The following is a 16,350-nucleotide window of genomic DNA, read 5'->3' as shown; positions in this document are numbered from 1 at the left end:
AAAAGGCGCAGGTTCGGCATCACGCACTATACTTTTTGTTCGACATCATCACAGGAGGAGTCACATGGCGATTCATAAGAAAGGGCTGGCGCACTGGGAAGGCGATCTGAAACATGGCAAAGGCACCGTGTCGACAGAGAGCGGGGCGCTGAGCCAGCAGCCCTACGGCTTTAACACCCGTTTTGAAGGGGTGAAAGGCACTAACCCTGAGGAGCTGATTGGCGCCGCGCATGCCGCCTGTTTCTCAATGGCCCTGTCGCTGATGCTCAGCGAAGAGGGCTATACCGCAACGTCTATCGACACGACGGCGGTGGTCACCCTCAATAAAACCGACGGCGGCTTTGCGATAACCGACATCGCGCTGCAAAGTCAGATTGTTCTGCCGGACGTTGCGCCGGCGGCGTTCGATGAGATCATTCAGAAAGCGAAGGCCGGTTGCCCGGTATCGCAGGTGCTGAAAGCCAATATCACTCTCGACTACCAGCTGAATCCGTGAGCTGTCGTGCCCGCGCGCAGCGGGCACCCTTTCCCGATATCTCTCCCTGCGCTGCCCAATAGTGGTATCTTTTGTCCTTTAATTGCACGTAAGGGACATCATCATGATCGGCATTCGCGGGATGATCGAGGCGCAGGTGCTCGGCCTGACCGGCATGGCGCTAAAAGAGATCGATTTTGAACAGCCTAAAGGGGAGCCGGGGCTTTTTGGTCCGCAGTCGGCCATCTGGCAGGTACACGGCGATTTTACCTCGATGCTCTGCGGCGGCATCAGCGCGCTGCTGCTGCAGATGCTGCATCCCCTGGCGCTGGCCGGCGTCTGGGATCACTCCCGTTTCCGTGAGGACATCTTTGGCCGCCTGCGCCGCACCAGCCAGTTTATTTCCGCCACCACCTTTGCCACTACCCCCGACGCCGAGCGGCTCATCGCCAAAGTGCAGGGGATCCATCAGCGGATCGGCGGGGTGGATAAGGACGGAACGCCTTATCAGGCCAGCGATCCGGCGCTGTTGACCTGGGTGCACGTCGCCGAGTGCAGTCGCTTTATGGCCTCCCACCTGCGCTACAAGCGGACAGTGGTCAGCGCCGAGCGCCAGGAGGACTATTTCCGCGAGTCGGCGGAAATCGCCCGTCGGCTGGGGGCCCAGGACATCCCTCAGACGCCGCAGGAAGTGGCGGACTATCTCGAGGCGATGCGCCCGCAGTTGCGCTGTGACGAACGTACCCGGGAGGTAGCCGAGGTGCTGCTCTCTACTCGTCTGCCGGGTAGGCTGAGCCAGCCGGTGGGTCAGGTCATGATGCGCGCCGGGATCGATCTGCTGCCGGAATGGGCGCAGGAGATGCTGGGGCTGTCGCTCACGCCGCTGCAGCGGAATACGACGCGCCTGCTGGTGCATGGCGTGGCCCGCGTGCTCCGTGCCTCGGTACGCAACGGCGCCTGGCATTGCGCCATGCGCCGGATGCAAGTGGAGTGAAGGTCACTCCGCCTTGCCCAGCTGTCGGGCAATCAGTGCCTCCAGGCTGCCATCCGCCCGCCACTCGCTGAGCGCGTCATTCACCGCGTTGAAGCCAGCGACATCCGCCCGGGCGACGCAGATGGCCTGCTGGATCTCAGTAAAATTATCCGCCAGTACCCGCACCCCAGCGTGCTGACGGGCTGTCGCCTCCAGCGGCTGTCGGATACCGGCGACCATATCTCCTTCACCGGCGAGGAAGGCGTCGATGGCCTCCTGCGAGGAGGGAAGGCGATTCAGGCTGGCGTGCTGCAGATGACGGGTTAACCACAGATCGTAAGCGGCGTTTTGCCCGACGTTAATGGTGGTTGCCGGGCGATCCATGTCGGCCACGCTCTGGCAGGGCGAACCGGCTCTCACCAGCGCGGTCCCCTGGATGGTGATGTAGGGAGGCGTAAAACGCAGGGTCGCTTCCCGGGCCGGGTCGATGGCCAGAAACGCAATGTCCCAGTGATCACCGCCGGCGTCAGCCACCACTTTTCCGGCGGCAGGATAGGGGACGAACTCGGCGGTGACGCCCCAGCGCGTCGCCAGCCGATGGCTAAGCTCGACGGTGAGACCTGCGGGCTCCCCCGTCTCCCCGAGATGGGCCAGGACCGCGTTGCCCAGGTTAATGGCAAAACGCAGCCGGGATGAGGTGTTCTCTGACATCGCTGACTCCTGTGGTGGTGAAGAGAAAGTGGCCCGACCTGCCGGGCCAGTCATAAGATAGCCCATCCGCGCGCGGTTGTACCTGTCCTGCCACCCTTTCAGAATATATTAATAATCGACAGCGCCGATATCGTTAAACGGAAAGGCAATGGCTTTTATATTGTTAAGCATAAACTCAGCTTGTCAGTTTATTCTTCCCGCTCACAAAGGGAGAGAAATAATGACACAACATAATTTTGAAAATGATAATAAATATCATGAGCGTTCGATGCAGGCGCGAAAGAGTACCCTTATTAGCGTGGTGGTCAATATTTTCCTTTCCGTGTTTCAGGTTGTGGTGGGAATATTCTCTGGCTCCCAGGGGTTGATTGCTGATGGAATGCATTCTTTTTCCGATCTGGTCGCCGATGGGGTGGTGCTGGTGGCGAATAAAAAGAGCCGTCGACCCTCAGACCACGATCACCACTATGGACACTGGCGCTACGAGAATGGCGCCTCGCTGATCCTCGGCGCGATCCTGGTGCTGGTCGGGGTCGGCATGCTGTGGTCCGCGGCAGGTCACCTGGCGCAGCCGCAGACGATTCCGGCGGTGCACAGCGTGGCGCTGTGGATGGCGCTGGTGGCGCTGGTCGTTAAGGAGGGGCTGTTTCGCTATATGCTGGCGGCCGCCACGCGGCTGAATTCATCGCTGCTCATCGCCAACGCCTGGCATGCCCGCTCCGACGCCGCGTCATCTCTGGTGGTGGCGCTGGGGATTATCGGTAACCTGGCCGGGTTCGCCTGGTTCGATCCGCTTGCCGCGCTGGCGGTGGGACTGCTAATCACCCGCATGGGCTATCGTTTCGCCGCTACGGCGCTGCACGATTTAATGGACCGCGCGGTCGATGAAGAGACGCAGCGGGCGATCGCCGGCACGCTGCAGGCCACGCCGGGCGTGGCGGGTCTGCACGATTTGAAAACCCGTAAGGCGGGGGATCTGGTGCTGGTGGATGTCCATCTCGAGGTGGCGGGAGAGATGTCGGTAGCCGAGGGACATCAGATTGCCCGTCAGGCGCGGGAGCGGGTCCTGGCGCAGCATCCGGTGCTTAACGTAATGGTGCATCTTGATCCCAGCGACGCGGCCAGCGCGCTATGCGGGGCCGGTGAAAGCGGCCTGGCGCACCCGGCGCCGTAAGACGACAATTTTATTGGCTCAGCGGCTATTTTTTCCTGAGCCTTAATTTCTGACGTAACGCGCCCGCGCATCGATTGCCTGAAATATAAAAAAGGCCCATACTAAAAACGCCATTACCATCGCTAAATAATGGCGAAGATCTGCCCATCGCAGTTAACGATAAAATAAACCAATCGGTTCATAGATAATCTCTATTCTTTATTCAGAGATAATGACCAGAGCGGTAATTCAGGAAGTCAGACAATGATCATTCGGCCAGAACAACACTGGTTTCTTCGCTTATTTGACTGGCACGGCTCCGTGCTGTCGAAAATCATCTTTCGTCTGCTGCTTAATGTGCTGATGTCCATCATCGCCATTATCAGCTATCAATGGTACGAGCAGCTGGGGATCCACTTAACGGTGGCGCCGTTCAGCCTGCTGGGGATTGCGATTGCGATTTTTCTCGGCTTTCGCAACAGCGCCAGCTACAGCCGGTTCGTCGAAGCGCGCAATCTGTGGGGGACGGTGCTTATCGCCGAACGTACGCTGGTACGCCAGTTGCGCAATATCCTGCCGGCCGAACACGATGTCCATCGCCGCATCGTCAGCTATCTGGTGGCCTTTAGCTGGAGCCTGAAGCACCAGCTGCGCAAAACCGATCCGACGGCTGACCTGCGGCGGCTGCTGCCGGATGACAAGGTGGCGGAGATCCTCGCCAGCTCAATGCCCACCAACCGGATCCTGCTGCTGGTCGGCAACGAAATTGGCCAGCTGCGGGAGGCGGGCAAGCTCAGCGACATCACCTACGGGCTGATGGACAACAAACTCGATGAGCTGGCGCACGTGCTGGGCGGTTGTGAAAGGCTGGCGACCACCCCGGTGCCATTCGCCTATACCCTGATCCTGCAGCGCACCGTGTACCTGTTCTGCACGCTGCTGCCGTTCGCGCTGGTCGGCGATCTGCACTACATGACGCCGTTTGTCTCGGTGTTTATCTCCTACACCTTTTTGTCGTGGGATTCGCTGGCGGAAGAGCTGGAAGATCCTTTCGGTACCGCCGCCAATGATCTGCCGCTGAACGCCATGTGCAATACCATTGAGCGCAATCTGCTCGACATGACCGGTCAGCATCCGCTGCCGGAGACGCTGCGTCCGGACCGTTACTTCAATCTGACCTGAATCAGACCCACCGGGCGGTTTCCGCTGCCCGGTCATCGCTTTCCCGTGGGTCTTTTATCCGTCAGCGCACAGCGACGATAACCGCGAAAATTTGCAAATAAGTTAAATTTAACACCTGATAGATAACATCAATTATACAGATTTGTGGTGTATGTTATTATTCAGTTAACAAACGCAGTACCTACGCTTTCCCATCGTACTATCCTTGAGAAACCGCATCCTAATCAGGTGACGCCGTGCTAACCACGCCCCGTCGCCCGGGGCCGTCGTATGCCTTTTTTCAGGCTGCGGCGACCAGAACAGAGCAGCAGGAGTTAAAAGATGACCAACAAAAGACGCGCGGTGCCCGGTGTTCACCCCTATGATGGCCCGGCAGGCGGGTGGGGCGCCCTGAAGGCCACGGCCATCGCTGTGCGTACCCAGATGGATGCTTTCGAAGCGCCCGCCACGCTGCTGCGAACTAACCAGCCGGATGGGTTTGACTGCCCGGGCTGCGCCTGGCCGGATAAAGAGCATAAATCCACTTTTCAGTTTTGCGAAAATGGCGCCAAAGCCGTGACCTGGGAGGCGACCACCAAACGAGTGACGCCCGAGTTCCTCGCAGCCAACACTGTGACCTCCCTGCTGGCGAAGAGCGATTTTGAACTGGAAGGCTACGGCCGCTTAACCCATCCTTTAGTCTACGACCGCGCCAGCGATACCCTGCGTCCGGTGGCGTGGGAGCAGGCCTTCGCTCGCATCGGCGAGATCCTTCGCGGCCTGCAGCCTGATGAGGTCGAGTTCTATACCTCTGGCCGGGCGTCCAATGAGGCAGCGTGGCTGTTCCAGCTGTACGCCCGCGAGTATGGCACCAACAACTTCCCCGACTGCTCCAACATGTGCCACGAATCCACCAGCGTGGGCCTGCCGCAGTCGATCGGGATTGGCAAAGGCACCGTCTCCCTCGACGATTTTGACCAGACCGAGCTGGTGATCTCCATCGGCCATAATCCGGGCACCAACCACCCACGGATGATGGGCACCCTGCATGAGCTTTCCCGCCGCGGCGTGCCGATTATCGTTTTCAATCCGCTGCGTGAGCGGGCGCTGGAGCGTTTTGCCGACCCGCAGAACTTGATGGAGATGGCGACCCGGCGCTCGACGCCGATCGCTTCGACCTACTACCAGGTGCGGGCCGGCGGTGACGCGGCGGCGCTGAAAGGGATCGCCAAAGCGCTGCTGCAGCTGGAGGAGGAGCAGGGCAATGTGCTCGACCACGCGTTTATTACCCAGCATACCCAGGGATTCTCTGCCTTCGCCGAGGATCTGCATGCCACCCGCTGGCAGGATATCGAACAGGAGTCCGGCCTGACGCGCGAATCCCTGACCCAGGTCGCCGTGGCTTACGCCAAATCCAGGGCCACCATCGTCACCTACGGCATGGGTATTACCCAGCATAATAAAGGCACTTCCAACGTCCGTCTGATTGCCGACCTGCTGCTGATGCGCGGCAACATCGGCAAGCCGGGCGCTGGCATCTGTCCGCTGCGCGGCCACTCAAACGTGCAGGGAAACCGCACCGTCGGGATCAGTGAAAAACCCTCCGCGGCCTTCCTCGACAGCCTGCAGCGGGTGATGGGGATTACGCCGCCGCGGCATCATGGTCACGATGCGGTGAAGGCCCTGGAGGCCATGATCGCCGGCGACGCCAAAGCCCTGATTTGCCTCGGGGGCAACTTCGCTGTGGCGATGCCGGATCACGAACGCGCCTTCCCGGCGATGCGCGGCCTTGAGCTTAGCGTTCACGTCGGCACCAAGCTCAACCGCTCGCACCTGCTGACGGCGAAAGAGACCTTTATTCTGCCGTGTCTGGGCCGCACCGAGCTTGACCTGCAGGCCAGCGGCCGGCAGTCGATCACCGTCGAGGATTCGATGTCGATGGTGCATGCTTCCTCAGGCAAGCTTAAGCCCGCCTCGCCGACGCTGCGCTCGGAGCCGGCGATTGTCGCCGGTCTGGCGAAGGCCACTCTGCCGGCCAGCAAAGTGGACTGGCTGTATCTGGTGGAGGATTACGACCGCATTCGCGATCTGATCGAACAGACCATTCCGGGGTTCGAGGAGTATAACCAACGCATTCGCCATCCCGGGGGCTTTCGCATGCCGCTACCGCCGACCGAGCGCATCTGGCCAACGGCCACCGGTAAAGCCATGTTCTCGGTCTTCAAAGGGGTGCATGAGAACGTGGTGGTGGAGGGCGAGGACGTGATGCGCCTGGTGACGCTGCGCAGTCACGATCAGTACAACACCACCATCTACGCGATGGATGACCGCTACCGCGGCGTTTTTGGCCGCCGCGACGTGCTGTTTATGAATGAACAGGACATGGCTGCCCAGGGGCTGGAACATGGCGATCGGGTAGATATTCATACCGCGCTGCCAGACAGCGAGCTGACGCTGGAAGATATCACGGTGGTAGCCTACGGCATCGCGCCCGGTACCGTCGGGGCCTATTATCCGGAAGCCAACGTGCTGGTGCCGCTGAACTATCTGGATGAAGAGAGCGGCACCCCTTCATATAAGTCGGTTCCCGTTCGTCTGACGCTGCGCTCGAAAGAGATCCGTCCGCTGGCCGGCGTACGCTAAAAAGCAGGGCGCAGGGCGGCATCGCGCCGTCCTGCGCCCCACAGCACCTCGTGATATCCTCGCTTGAATTTATCGCTACTGAAACTAACATTCTGGTAACCTGTGCGCGGCCCCGGGGGTGAACGGCGGGGTTCAAACGGGAAAGAGAATGGATATTAAGCAACTCAAGTATTTGATCGCGCTCGATCAGACGCGCCATTTTGGCCAGGCGGCGGCGGCCTGCCATATTACTCAGCCGACCCTCTCCATGCGCATTCGTAATCTGGAAGAGGAGCTGAACCTGACGCTTATTCAGCGCGGCCAGCGCTTTGAGGGGTTTACCCCGGAAGGTGAGCGGATCCTGGCCTGGGCGCGGGCGGTGCTGGCTGCCCATGATGGTCTGGCGGCAGAGGCGGCGATCTGCCGCGGGCAGATGGTCGGTCAGCTGCGGGTCGGCATGGTGCCGCTGGCGAGCCTGAACCCGATGCAGCTGATTAAACCGCTGGCGGAGAAATACCCGGCGCTGCAGTTCAGCCTGCTGTCGATGACCTCGGAGCAGATTATCGATGGTGTCAGCCGTAACCAGTTGGATCTGGGCATTTGCTATCTGCAGCATCTGGACCAGCGCCTGTTTAAGGTCGCCCGGTTGCCGCAAACCCGGATGGGGCTCCTGCATGATAAACGCCATTTCGACTTCAGCGGTGGGACGCCGGGGTGGGAGGCGCTGGCGACGTTGCCCCTCGGTTTTCTGACCAAGGGAATGTACTACCGGGAATCCATTGAAATCAGCTTTAAGGCTAAAGGGCTAACGCCGAAGTATGTTTTTGAAAGCGATTCGACGTTTCAGATTATCCAGGCGGTGCAGGCGGGGATCTGCTGCGCGATTATGCCGCTCAACAACGGCCTCGAAGCGCTGAGCGATAATCTTGAAATTCTGCCGATCGCCGAAACCCAGGTCGATTCACAGCTGGCGCTCATTATGCGCCAGCAGGAGCCGGTATCAACCCTGGCGGAAAAATGCTTCGCCGAGGCGCAGGGGATTTTTGGCTGAGGCCAGTCCCTGCGACAACCTCAGATATTCTCCAGTCGAATGCCCCGCGTTCTGGGGCCGAAGATCCCTACCGACAGCATCACCATCAGCATACTGACGACGATAAAGCTAATCACCCCTGGCGTGCCGGCGTATTGCAGAATAATGCCGATCAGGATGCTGGTCACCGCGGTGGAGAGCCGGCTGAACGAGTAGCAGAAGCCGACGGCGCGGGCGCGAATATGGGTCGGGAAGACCTCGGCCTGGTAGGCGTGGTAGCTGATGGTCAGCCAGGCGTTGGACCAGGTGATCATAAACCCGCAGATCACCAGCAGAATCGGGCTGTTTTGCAGGGCGAACAGGGTCCCGAAGATGACAGTCATCAGCGCGGAGAGGACAATTTGCCATTTGTTCTCAAAGCGATGCACGAAGCGGGTACAGAACAGGCAGCCCAGCGGATAGGCGAGGGTGATAAAGAAGGCGTACAGCAGACTGTGAGTGATGCTGGCCCCCTGACCGGAGAGCAGCGCCGGCAGCCAGTTGCCAAAGCCGAAGAAGCCGATCGCCTGGAAGAAGTTCATCACCATCAGCATCAGGGTGCGCTGCCGATACTGCGGCGCCCAGATTTCGCGGAAGGTGCCGCGTTTGACGACGCTCTGTGCCGCATGCGCATGCTTCGGCGACGGCGTCACGCCACAGCGGGCTTCCATCTCACTCATCACCGCATGCGCGTCATCATGCCGCCCTTTGCTTTCCAGCCAGCGCGCTGACTCCGGCAGCTTTTTGCGGATAAACCAGATCGCCAGCGAGAACAGCGCGCCAAAGATGATCACCCAGCGCCAGCCGCTGAGGCCGAAGAGGGTGGTTGGCACCAGCATCCAGGACATCAGCGCCACCGCCGGAACCGACAGGAACTGGATGAAAAAAGCGAAAGCAAACGCTTTATTGCGCAGATGGGTTGGCATCCATTCGCTGAGATAGGTGTCAATGGTCACCAGCTCAATACCGAGGCCGATCCCCACCAGAAAGCGGAAAAAGATCACCCCTTCCGCGCTGCTCTGCGTCGCCATCAGCAGCGAAAAGAGGCCGTACCAGGCGAGCGCCACCATAAACGTCAGACGTCGCCCCAGCCTGTCCGCCAGCGGCGCCAACAGACTGGCGCCAATAAACAGCCCCATAAAGGTGGCGGAGGCAAAAGCCGCCTGATCGGCAATCCCGAATATCCCCGCCTGCCCGGTGTGGAAAATCCCGTCGGCCAGCAGCCCTGCGCTGATATACCCGGTCTGGAACAGGTCGTAGAGCTCGAAGAAGCCACCGAGGGAGAGCAGGGTGATAAACGACCATAAACCGAAGGAGGCGGGCAGCGCATCAATGCGTCCGGTTAAGCTGGCGTGCGGTTGTCCTGGCGAGGCATAAGGCGCGCCGCCGAGAACCTGGGTGGTAGACATGGTGTTGTATTCCTCAGGATGAATGGTTTGCCTGCTAATGTTAATTGATTGTTAATAGTTTTATATTTTTAATCCTACGCGTTAGCTGCAATCTTTAGCGCAAGATATCGCGGTACACCATGAAAAATGAGATTCATGCTAGTTTACGCCGCATGCCAGGCGAAGAATTGAAGTAAATCACCGCGGACGGTATTTCCCGTTGTGCGATTCGCCAACCCGCAGGAAAGCGGCTAGAATGGCCTCCTCGCAGGAGGTTATAAGAATGTTAAAAGAGGGATGTATGGCGTCGTATTCAGATCAGCCAGAGATGGCGACTGAGTTTCGCTTTACCCGTGTGATGGCCGAGCAGGCGGCGCGGGCGCGTCTGACGCTCGATGACGATCAGCTGTCGCTGATCGCTCGCCTGGATGCTCTGGGCCAGCAGCTGTTGTCCGCGGCGGGTACGCCGCAGGGGCTGTACGTCTGGGGGCGGACCGGGCGGGGGAAAAGTTTTATCCTCGACCACTTTTTTGCCAGCCTGCCGCTCGCCGCCCGGCGGCGGGTCCATTTTCATCACTTCTTCCGCGAGCTACATCAGAGGCTGAATGCCCCCGGCGCGCCCGACCTGCAGGCGGTGATGAGGCAGATGACTTCCGGCTGTCGCCTGCTGTGCTTCGACGAATTTCATCTTCACGACCCTGGCGACGCGATGCTGATCAAGGTCTTACTGGCGCATCTCTTTCAGCGCGGCATTGTGCTGTTGGCGACGTCAAACTATCCGCCGGAGATGCTGCTGCCCAATCCGCTGTATCACGATCGCTTTTTACCGTCGATCGCGCTGATCCGCGCCCACCTGGCGGTCGTCGCGCTGAACGGTGAGGAAGATTATCGCCAGCGTCATCTGAGCGTCGATAATGCCTTCTGCAGCGGGCGGATGTGGGTTAATCCGAATACACAACAGCGTCAGCTGTATGACCTGCCGTCGTTACCTGCCGAACCGGTTTCGCTGACGGTAGGTTATCGCACCCTGCTGGCTGCCACGGCGTCATCCACTCTGCTCCACTTCACCTTTGCCCAACTCTGTCAGGCCGCCACGGCGGTGATGGACTATCTGACGCTCAGCGAAAGCTATACGGTCTGGTTACTGGATGAGGTGCCGCCGCTGGCTACGGTGGGGCCGGCGGCCCAGCAGCGCTTTATCAACGTGATCGATGTGCTGTATGAAAAGCAGATCCGCCTGCTGCTGGTAACCTGCTGCGATCTGGAGACGCTGGTGGCCGGGGTGGAACTGGAGGATATTCAGCGTACGCGGAGTCGCCTGCAACAGTTGCCGCGGGCGGTATAAGCAAAACGCCCCGGCGGGTGCCGGGGCGGGGAGATTACAGGTCGAAGCGGTCGAGATTCATCACCTTAGTCCAGGCGGCGACGAAGTCATGCACCAGCTTCTGCTGCCCGTCGGCGCAGGCGTATACTTCCGCCAGCGCGCGCAGTACAGAGTTGGAGCCAAACACCAGATCCACGCGGGTGGCACTGTACTTCGCCTCGCCGGTTTTACGGTCGCTGCCGGTAAACAGCTCCGCGTGGTCATCGGCCGCTTTCCAGACGGTGGCCATATCCAGCAGGTTGACGAAGAAGTCATTGCTGAGCACGCCGACGCGGTCGGTGAACACCCCGTGTTTGCTGCCGTCGTAGTTCGCGCCCAGTACGCGCAAGCCACCGACCAGCACGGTCATTTCCGGGGCGGTTAGCGTGAGCTGCTGGGCTTTATCGATCAGCAGCGTTTCCGTCGAGACACCGCCTGCGATACGGCGATAGTTGCGGAAGCCATCCGCCAGCGGCTGCAGCAGGTCAAACGACTCGACGTCGGTCTGCTCAGGCAGGGCGTCGACGCGGCCTGGGGTAAACGGCACGTTAACGCTGACGCCGGCGGCAGCGGCCGCCTGCTCAACGCCGACCACGCCAGCCAGCACGATGATATCGGCTAACGACGCTTTGCCGGAGGCACGCTGGATCGCCTGCAGAGTCGGCAGCACCCGGCTGGCGATAGCATTGACCGGCCAGTCTTTCTGCGGAGCGAGGGCCAGGCGTGCGCCGTTAGCGCCGCCGCGCTTATCGCCGCCGCGGAAGGTGGAGGCGGAAGCCCAGGCGACCGAAACCAGCTCACTCACCGACAGGCCGGCGCCGGCGATGGCGGTTTTCAGACTGGCGATATCCTCAGCGCTCGGCTGGTGAGTCGCTGCCGGCAGCGGATCCTGCCAAATCAGATCTTCTTTCGGCACTTCCGGACCGAGGTAACGGGATTTTGGCCCCATATCACGGTGGGTCAGCTTGAACCACGCCCGGGCAAACGCCTCGTTAAAGGCCTGCGGATCGTTGAGGAAGCGGCGGGAGATCTTTTCAAACTCCGGGTCGAAGCGCAGGGTCAGGTCGGTGACCAGCATGGTCGGTTTGCGCTTTTTCCCCGGATTAAACGGATCCGGGATAATTTCCGGCGCATCTTTGGCTTCGAACTGGATAGCGCCAGCCGGGCTGCGGGTCTGCACCCATTCATATTTAAACAGATTCTCGAAGAAGTAGTTGCTCCACTGGGTGGGCGTCTGCGTCCAGACCACTTCCAGACCGGAGGTGATGGCATCCGCACCTGCGCCGCTGCCGTAGCTGGAGTGCCAGCCCAGACCCTGCGCTTCCAGTGGGGCGGCTTCCGGCTCGGCGCCGACGTGGCTGGTTTCGGCGGCGCCGTGGGTTTTGCCCAGCGTGTGGCCGCCAGCGATCAGGGCGACAATCTCTTCATCGTCCATCGCCATATTGCCGAAGGTGGCGCGAATGGCTGCCGCGGCGGACAGCGGCTCGCCGCTGGCGTTCGGTCCTTCCGGGTTGACGTAGATCAGCCCCATTTCGGTGGCGCCGATGGCCTGTTTCGCCAGGCTTTCCGGGTGACGGTGGGCCAGCCACTCTTTCTCATCGCCCCAGTCGACGTCCAGATCCGGTTCCCAGACATCTTCACGACCGGCGCCAAAGCCAAAGGTGCGGAAGCCGGCGTTTTCCAGAGCGACGTTACCCGCCAGCATGTAAAGGTCGGCCCAGGAGATTTTCTGGCCATATTTCTGTTTTACTGGCCACAGCAGACGACGGGCTTTATCGAGACTGACGTTGTCTGGCCAGGAGTTCAGCGGCGCAAAGCGCTGCTGCCCACGGCCTGCGCCGCCGCGACCGTCAACGGTGCGGTAGGTGCCGGCGCCGTGCCAGGCCATGCGAATAAACAAGCCAATATAGCTACCCCAGTCTGCCGGCCACCACTCTTGCGAGTCGGTCAGCAACGCTCTGAGGTCAGCTTTCAGCGCGGAGTAGTCGAGCTTTTTAAACTCTTCCCTGTAGTTAAAATCCTCACCCAACGGGTTGGAACGACTGGAGTGCTGGTTCAGCAGATCGACACGCAGCTGGTTAGGCCACCAGTCGCGGTTGCCGGTGCCGCTGCCGGCGCTCTGTTTTGGCGTCTCGGCGTGGAAAGGGCACTTTCCGGCGGATGCGTTGTTGGATGGGTCGTTTGACGTGCTCATATCAGGCTCCGTTTGCTTTTGTGAATGCCATTACGATATACACTGCTACCAATAAGCGATATTTGAATGAGTCTACAGATTTAATAGCTAATTCCGTTCAACGAAGGGTAAACATCCCCTTATATGACCAGGGAGACCTGGCGGTTAGTATAAACCTCACCATTAACCATAGACGTAACGAGACGGCAAAGGAAACGATCTGCGTCAATCAGGGAGCCGGAATGCTAATTGTTTGAGATATGACAATTTTCCTGCGAGAAAAGGATGAGGGCTGTCCGTTGCGCGAGCGCAACGAATGTTCGGTACGGGGGTTGTTGGCGGACACAGAATAAGCTAATACTTAGGCACCATGTGACTGGCGCTGAAGACAGAATACTGTCGGGGAGCATGGTCGACGTCGCCGCGCGCCTGGGCATTACCGATATCTGGAGATAAGTTATGCCTGAATTCGCTTCATTAATGGCCTTTGCCGCGGTGGCGCTGGGGTTGGTGTTAACCCCAGGCCCCAACATGATGTATCTCACTTCGCGTTCGATTTGCCAGGGAAAACGCGCTGGCTTTATCTCCCTTGCCGGCGTGGCCGTGGGATTTTTCTTCTAAATGTTGTGTGCCGCTTTCGGCATCACCGCGTTGGTTTTCGCGGTCCCATACGCCTACGATGCCTTGCGTTTATGCGGGGTCGCTTATTTGCTCTATCTGGCGTGGCAGGCGATCAAACCGGGAGGGCGGCCGATATTTGCGGTGCGCGACTTACCCGCGGACAGTGGGCGTAAGCTGTTTCTGATGGGATTCCTCACCAGCCTGGCGAACCCCAAAGTTGCCATCCTGTATCTGTCCCTGCTGCCGCAGTTTATCACCCCTGGACTCGGCAGCGTGCTCAGTCAGTCGTTAATATTAGGCTGTACCCAGGTGATCATCAGCGTGGCGGTGAACGGCATGATTATCTTGCTGGCCGGGCAGGTGGCGTTATTTCTTAGTCGGCGGCCGGGCTGGCAACAATTTCAACGCTGGCTGATGGCGACGGTACTGGCGGGAATGGCGGTTAAGATCGCTTTTGAGGCCAGAAAATAAGCGGGTTGATCGTGTAAACAGATGCCAGCCGTCCCCGTTGCTGGCTAACCTCGCACTCTGATGCCTTTCTCCTGCACAGAAAGGCTTCCCACGCTCTAACATGCTGAAACATTTCTGCCAGATCATTAGCAACCTTTCAGTAGGGCTGGCGCCGCGATAAGGCTATGCTTCCCGGCCGTTACGCTGTTGGCTTTTCTTGTGATTCAGGTGATGTACCGCTAATGCCCCTTTTGAGAGATGAAATTCGCGACCACTCCGCGGAAGAGATGCTGTTTATCCGCCGGGCCGCAATTGCTTTTCTGCTGGTGGTGGTCTGCTTTGGCGTGCTGATCGCCAACCTCTACCATCTGCAGGTGGAGCAGCATGATTTCTACCAGACCCGATCGAACCAGAACGACATTAAGATGCTGCCCATCGCCCCCAGCCGCGGGCTGATATTCGATCGCAATGGCATTCCGCTGGTGCAGAACATTACCCTGTATCGCCTGCAGGTGATCCCGAGCAAAATTCCCGATATGGCCGCGCTGCTGCAAAGCCTGACGCCGATCGTCGACCTGACGCCGGATGACATCGCCAGCTTCCGCGACGATATGCACCACAACAGCCGCTATAAAGCGGTGACGCTGAAGTCCGACCTCAGCGACGTGGAGGTGGCGCGCTTCGCGGTTAACGAATTCCGTTTCCCCGGCGTGACGGTGGAGAGCTATCAGCAGCGCGAATACCCGTACGGCGCCGAGCTGGCGCACGTGGTGGGCTATGTGTCGAAAATTAACGACAACGACCTGCAGCGGCTGGCGAAAGACGGCGAAGAGGAGAACTATGCTGCCGACCACAATATCGGCAAGCAGGGGATCGAGGGCTATTACGAAAAAGCACTCCACGGCACCACTGGCTATCAGGAAGTGGAGGTCGATAACCACGGCCGGGTGGTGCGTCTGCTGAAAGAGGTACCGCCGGTGGCCGGGAAAAACCTCTATCTGACCCTCGACCTGCACCTGCAGCAGTATATTGAGTCGGTGCTGAAGGGGCAGCGCGCGGCGGTGGTGGTGGTCGATCCCCGGGATGGCGGCGTGCTGGCGATGGTCTCCAGCCCCAGCTACGATCCTAATCCGTTCGTCAAAGGCATCGGCTATCAGGCCTATAAATCGCTGCTCGATAATCCGGACCGGCCGCTGATCAACCGCGTCACCCAGGGGCTGTATCCCCCGGCCTCGACGGTGAAGCCCTATATGGCGCTGTCGGCGCTCTCCGCAGGGGTCATCACCCCGAACACCACCTTCTTCGGCGCGCCGACGTGGACGCTGCCGGGCACGCAACGCCGCTACCGCGACTGGCTGAAGACCGGCCACGGGATGCTCAACGTGACCAAAGCCATCGAAGAGTCGGCTGACACCTTTTTCTATCAGGTCGCTTTCGAGATGGGCATTGATCGGATCCATGAGTGGCTGAGCAAGTTTGGTTACGGCCAGTCCACCGGCATCGACCTTAATGAGGAGTATGCCGGCGTACTGCCCAGCCGGGAGTGGAAACAGCGGGTGCATAAAAAGCCCTGGTATCAGGGGGACACCATCTCGGTCGGCATCGGCCAGGGGTATTGGATCGCCACGCCAATTCAGATGGTGAAGGCGCTCACCACCCTGCTGAACAATGGCAAGGTGCAGGATCCGCATCTGCTCTATTCGATGAAGCAGGGCAACCATGTGGAACGTTATCAGCAGCCGGCGAACCTGCCGCAGGTGGGCGATCCGAAATCGCCGTACTGGGGCATTGTGCGCAACGGCATGTATGGGATGGCGAATCTGCCCAACGGCACCGGCTACAAGCTGTTCCATACCGCGCCGTACCAGATCGCGGCGAAGTCCGGCACCTCGCAGGTGTTCAGCCTGAAGCAAAACCAGACCTATAACGCCAAAATGATCCCGGTGCGTCTGCGCGACCATATCTTCTATACCCTGTTTGCCCCTTATCAGCATCCGAAGGTGGCGATGGCGCTGATCCTGGAGAACGGCGGCGGGGATGGGGTGGTGGCCGGACCGACGGCGCGCGCCATTCTGGACCACATCTTTGTTCCGCAGCAGGCGTCATCCGCGGCGGCTGACGTGCCGCAGCGTGACAGCGCCGATGCCCAGTAAGCGGCTGGACTTATTCCGGACGCGCATCGTTCATAGAT

The 16,350-nt window shown here is 59.6% G+C and carries 11 protein-coding genes, 1 pseudogene and 1 riboswitch; of the genes and pseudogenes, 9 read left to right on the top strand and 3 right to left on the bottom strand.

Going from position 1 to position 16,350, the window contains the following annotated elements; all coding sequences use genetic code 11:
* Window positions 1–64: 64 nt before the first annotated feature.
* Complete coding sequence (locus SPE70_RS13700; protein WP_008804765.1) at window positions 65–496, top strand: OsmC family protein; 432 nt, start codon at window positions 65–67, stop codon at window positions 494–496.
* Between the two features lie 103 nt (window positions 497–599).
* Complete coding sequence (locus tag SPE70_RS13695; RefSeq protein WP_012968130.1) at window positions 600–1,469, top strand: oxygenase MpaB family protein; 870 nt, start codon at window positions 600–602, stop codon at window positions 1,467–1,469.
* Between the two features lie 3 nt (window positions 1,470–1,472).
* Here SPE70_RS13695 and SPE70_RS13690 read toward each other — a convergent pair whose 3' ends face one another.
* The gene (locus SPE70_RS13690; RefSeq protein ID WP_008804767.1) at window positions 1,473–2,159 is read right to left on the bottom strand and encodes an ABC transporter substrate-binding protein; all 687 of its coding nucleotides are present in this window, start codon (window positions 2,157–2,159) and stop codon (window positions 1,473–1,475) included.
* 220 nt (window positions 2,160–2,379) lie between these two features.
* Here SPE70_RS13690 and SPE70_RS13685 point away from each other — a divergent pair, with 220 nt between their 5' ends.
* The 4 genes from SPE70_RS13685 to SPE70_RS13670 all read left to right on the top strand — a co-directional run bounded on the left by SPE70_RS13685 (window position 2,380) and on the right by SPE70_RS13670 (window position 8,146).
* Window positions 2,380–3,333 carry a cation diffusion facilitator family transporter gene (locus SPE70_RS13685; RefSeq protein ID WP_064170262.1) on the top strand — a complete coding sequence of 318 codons (954 nt, stop codon included), beginning with the start codon at window positions 2,380–2,382 and terminating at the stop codon, window positions 3,331–3,333.
* A gap of 243 nt (window positions 3,334–3,576) precedes the next feature.
* Entirely contained in the window at window positions 3,577–4,494 is a 918-nt protein-coding gene (locus SPE70_RS13680; protein WP_012968132.1) for a bestrophin family protein, read from the top strand.
* Window positions 4,495–4,815: 321 nt separating this feature from the next.
* Window positions 4,816–7,116 (top strand): FdhF/YdeP family oxidoreductase, encoded by a 2,301-nt coding sequence (locus SPE70_RS13675; RefSeq protein ID WP_064170261.1) that lies wholly within the window; start codon window positions 4,816–4,818, stop codon window positions 7,114–7,116.
* Window positions 7,117–7,264: 148 nt separating this feature from the next.
* On the top strand, window positions 7,265–8,146 hold the full coding sequence (locus SPE70_RS13670; RefSeq protein ID WP_008804771.1) for a LysR family transcriptional regulator: 882 nt from the start codon (window positions 7,265–7,267) through the stop codon (window positions 8,144–8,146).
* Between the two features lie 20 nt (window positions 8,147–8,166).
* Here the strand turns inward: SPE70_RS13670 and SPE70_RS13665 are convergent, their stop codons facing one another.
* The gene (locus SPE70_RS13665) at window positions 8,167–9,573 is read right to left on the bottom strand and encodes an MFS transporter (RefSeq protein WP_008804772.1); all 1,407 of its coding nucleotides are present in this window, start codon (window positions 9,571–9,573) and stop codon (window positions 8,167–8,169) included.
* A gap of 262 nt (window positions 9,574–9,835) precedes the next feature.
* On the opposite strand from SPE70_RS13665, the gene zapE reads away from it, so the two are divergent.
* Window positions 9,836–10,897 (top strand): cell division protein ZapE, encoded by a 1,062-nt coding sequence (gene zapE, locus SPE70_RS13660; RefSeq protein ID WP_407045600.1) that lies wholly within the window; start codon window positions 9,836–9,838, stop codon window positions 10,895–10,897.
* Between the two features lie 34 nt (window positions 10,898–10,931).
* Here the strand turns inward: zapE and katG are convergent, their stop codons facing one another.
* Entirely contained in the window at window positions 10,932–13,109 is a 2,178-nt protein-coding gene (gene katG, locus SPE70_RS13655; RefSeq protein WP_023297670.1) for a catalase/peroxidase HPI, read from the bottom strand.
* 341 nt (window positions 13,110–13,450) lie between these two features.
* A riboswitch (ZMP/ZTP riboswitch) is annotated at window positions 13,451–13,530 on the top strand.
* A 17-nt stretch (window positions 13,531–13,547) separates the two neighbouring features.
* Here katG and SPE70_RS13650 point away from each other — a divergent pair.
* Window positions 13,548–14,180, top strand: a pseudogene (locus SPE70_RS13650) (LysE family translocator).
* Between the two features lie 221 nt (window positions 14,181–14,401).
* Window positions 14,402–16,312, top strand: coding sequence for a penicillin-binding protein 2 (mrdA, locus tag SPE70_RS13645; protein ID WP_016161111.1), 1,911 nt, complete (start codon window positions 14,402–14,404; stop codon window positions 16,310–16,312).
* Window positions 16,313–16,350: the final 38 nt, after the last annotated feature.

Source organism: Klebsiella sp. ZJOU C1, assembly GCF_035620215.1.
Lineage (GTDB): Bacteria > Pseudomonadota > Gammaproteobacteria > Enterobacterales > Enterobacteriaceae > Klebsiella > Klebsiella variicola.
This window is presented reverse-complemented; position numbering and strand designations above follow the sequence as displayed.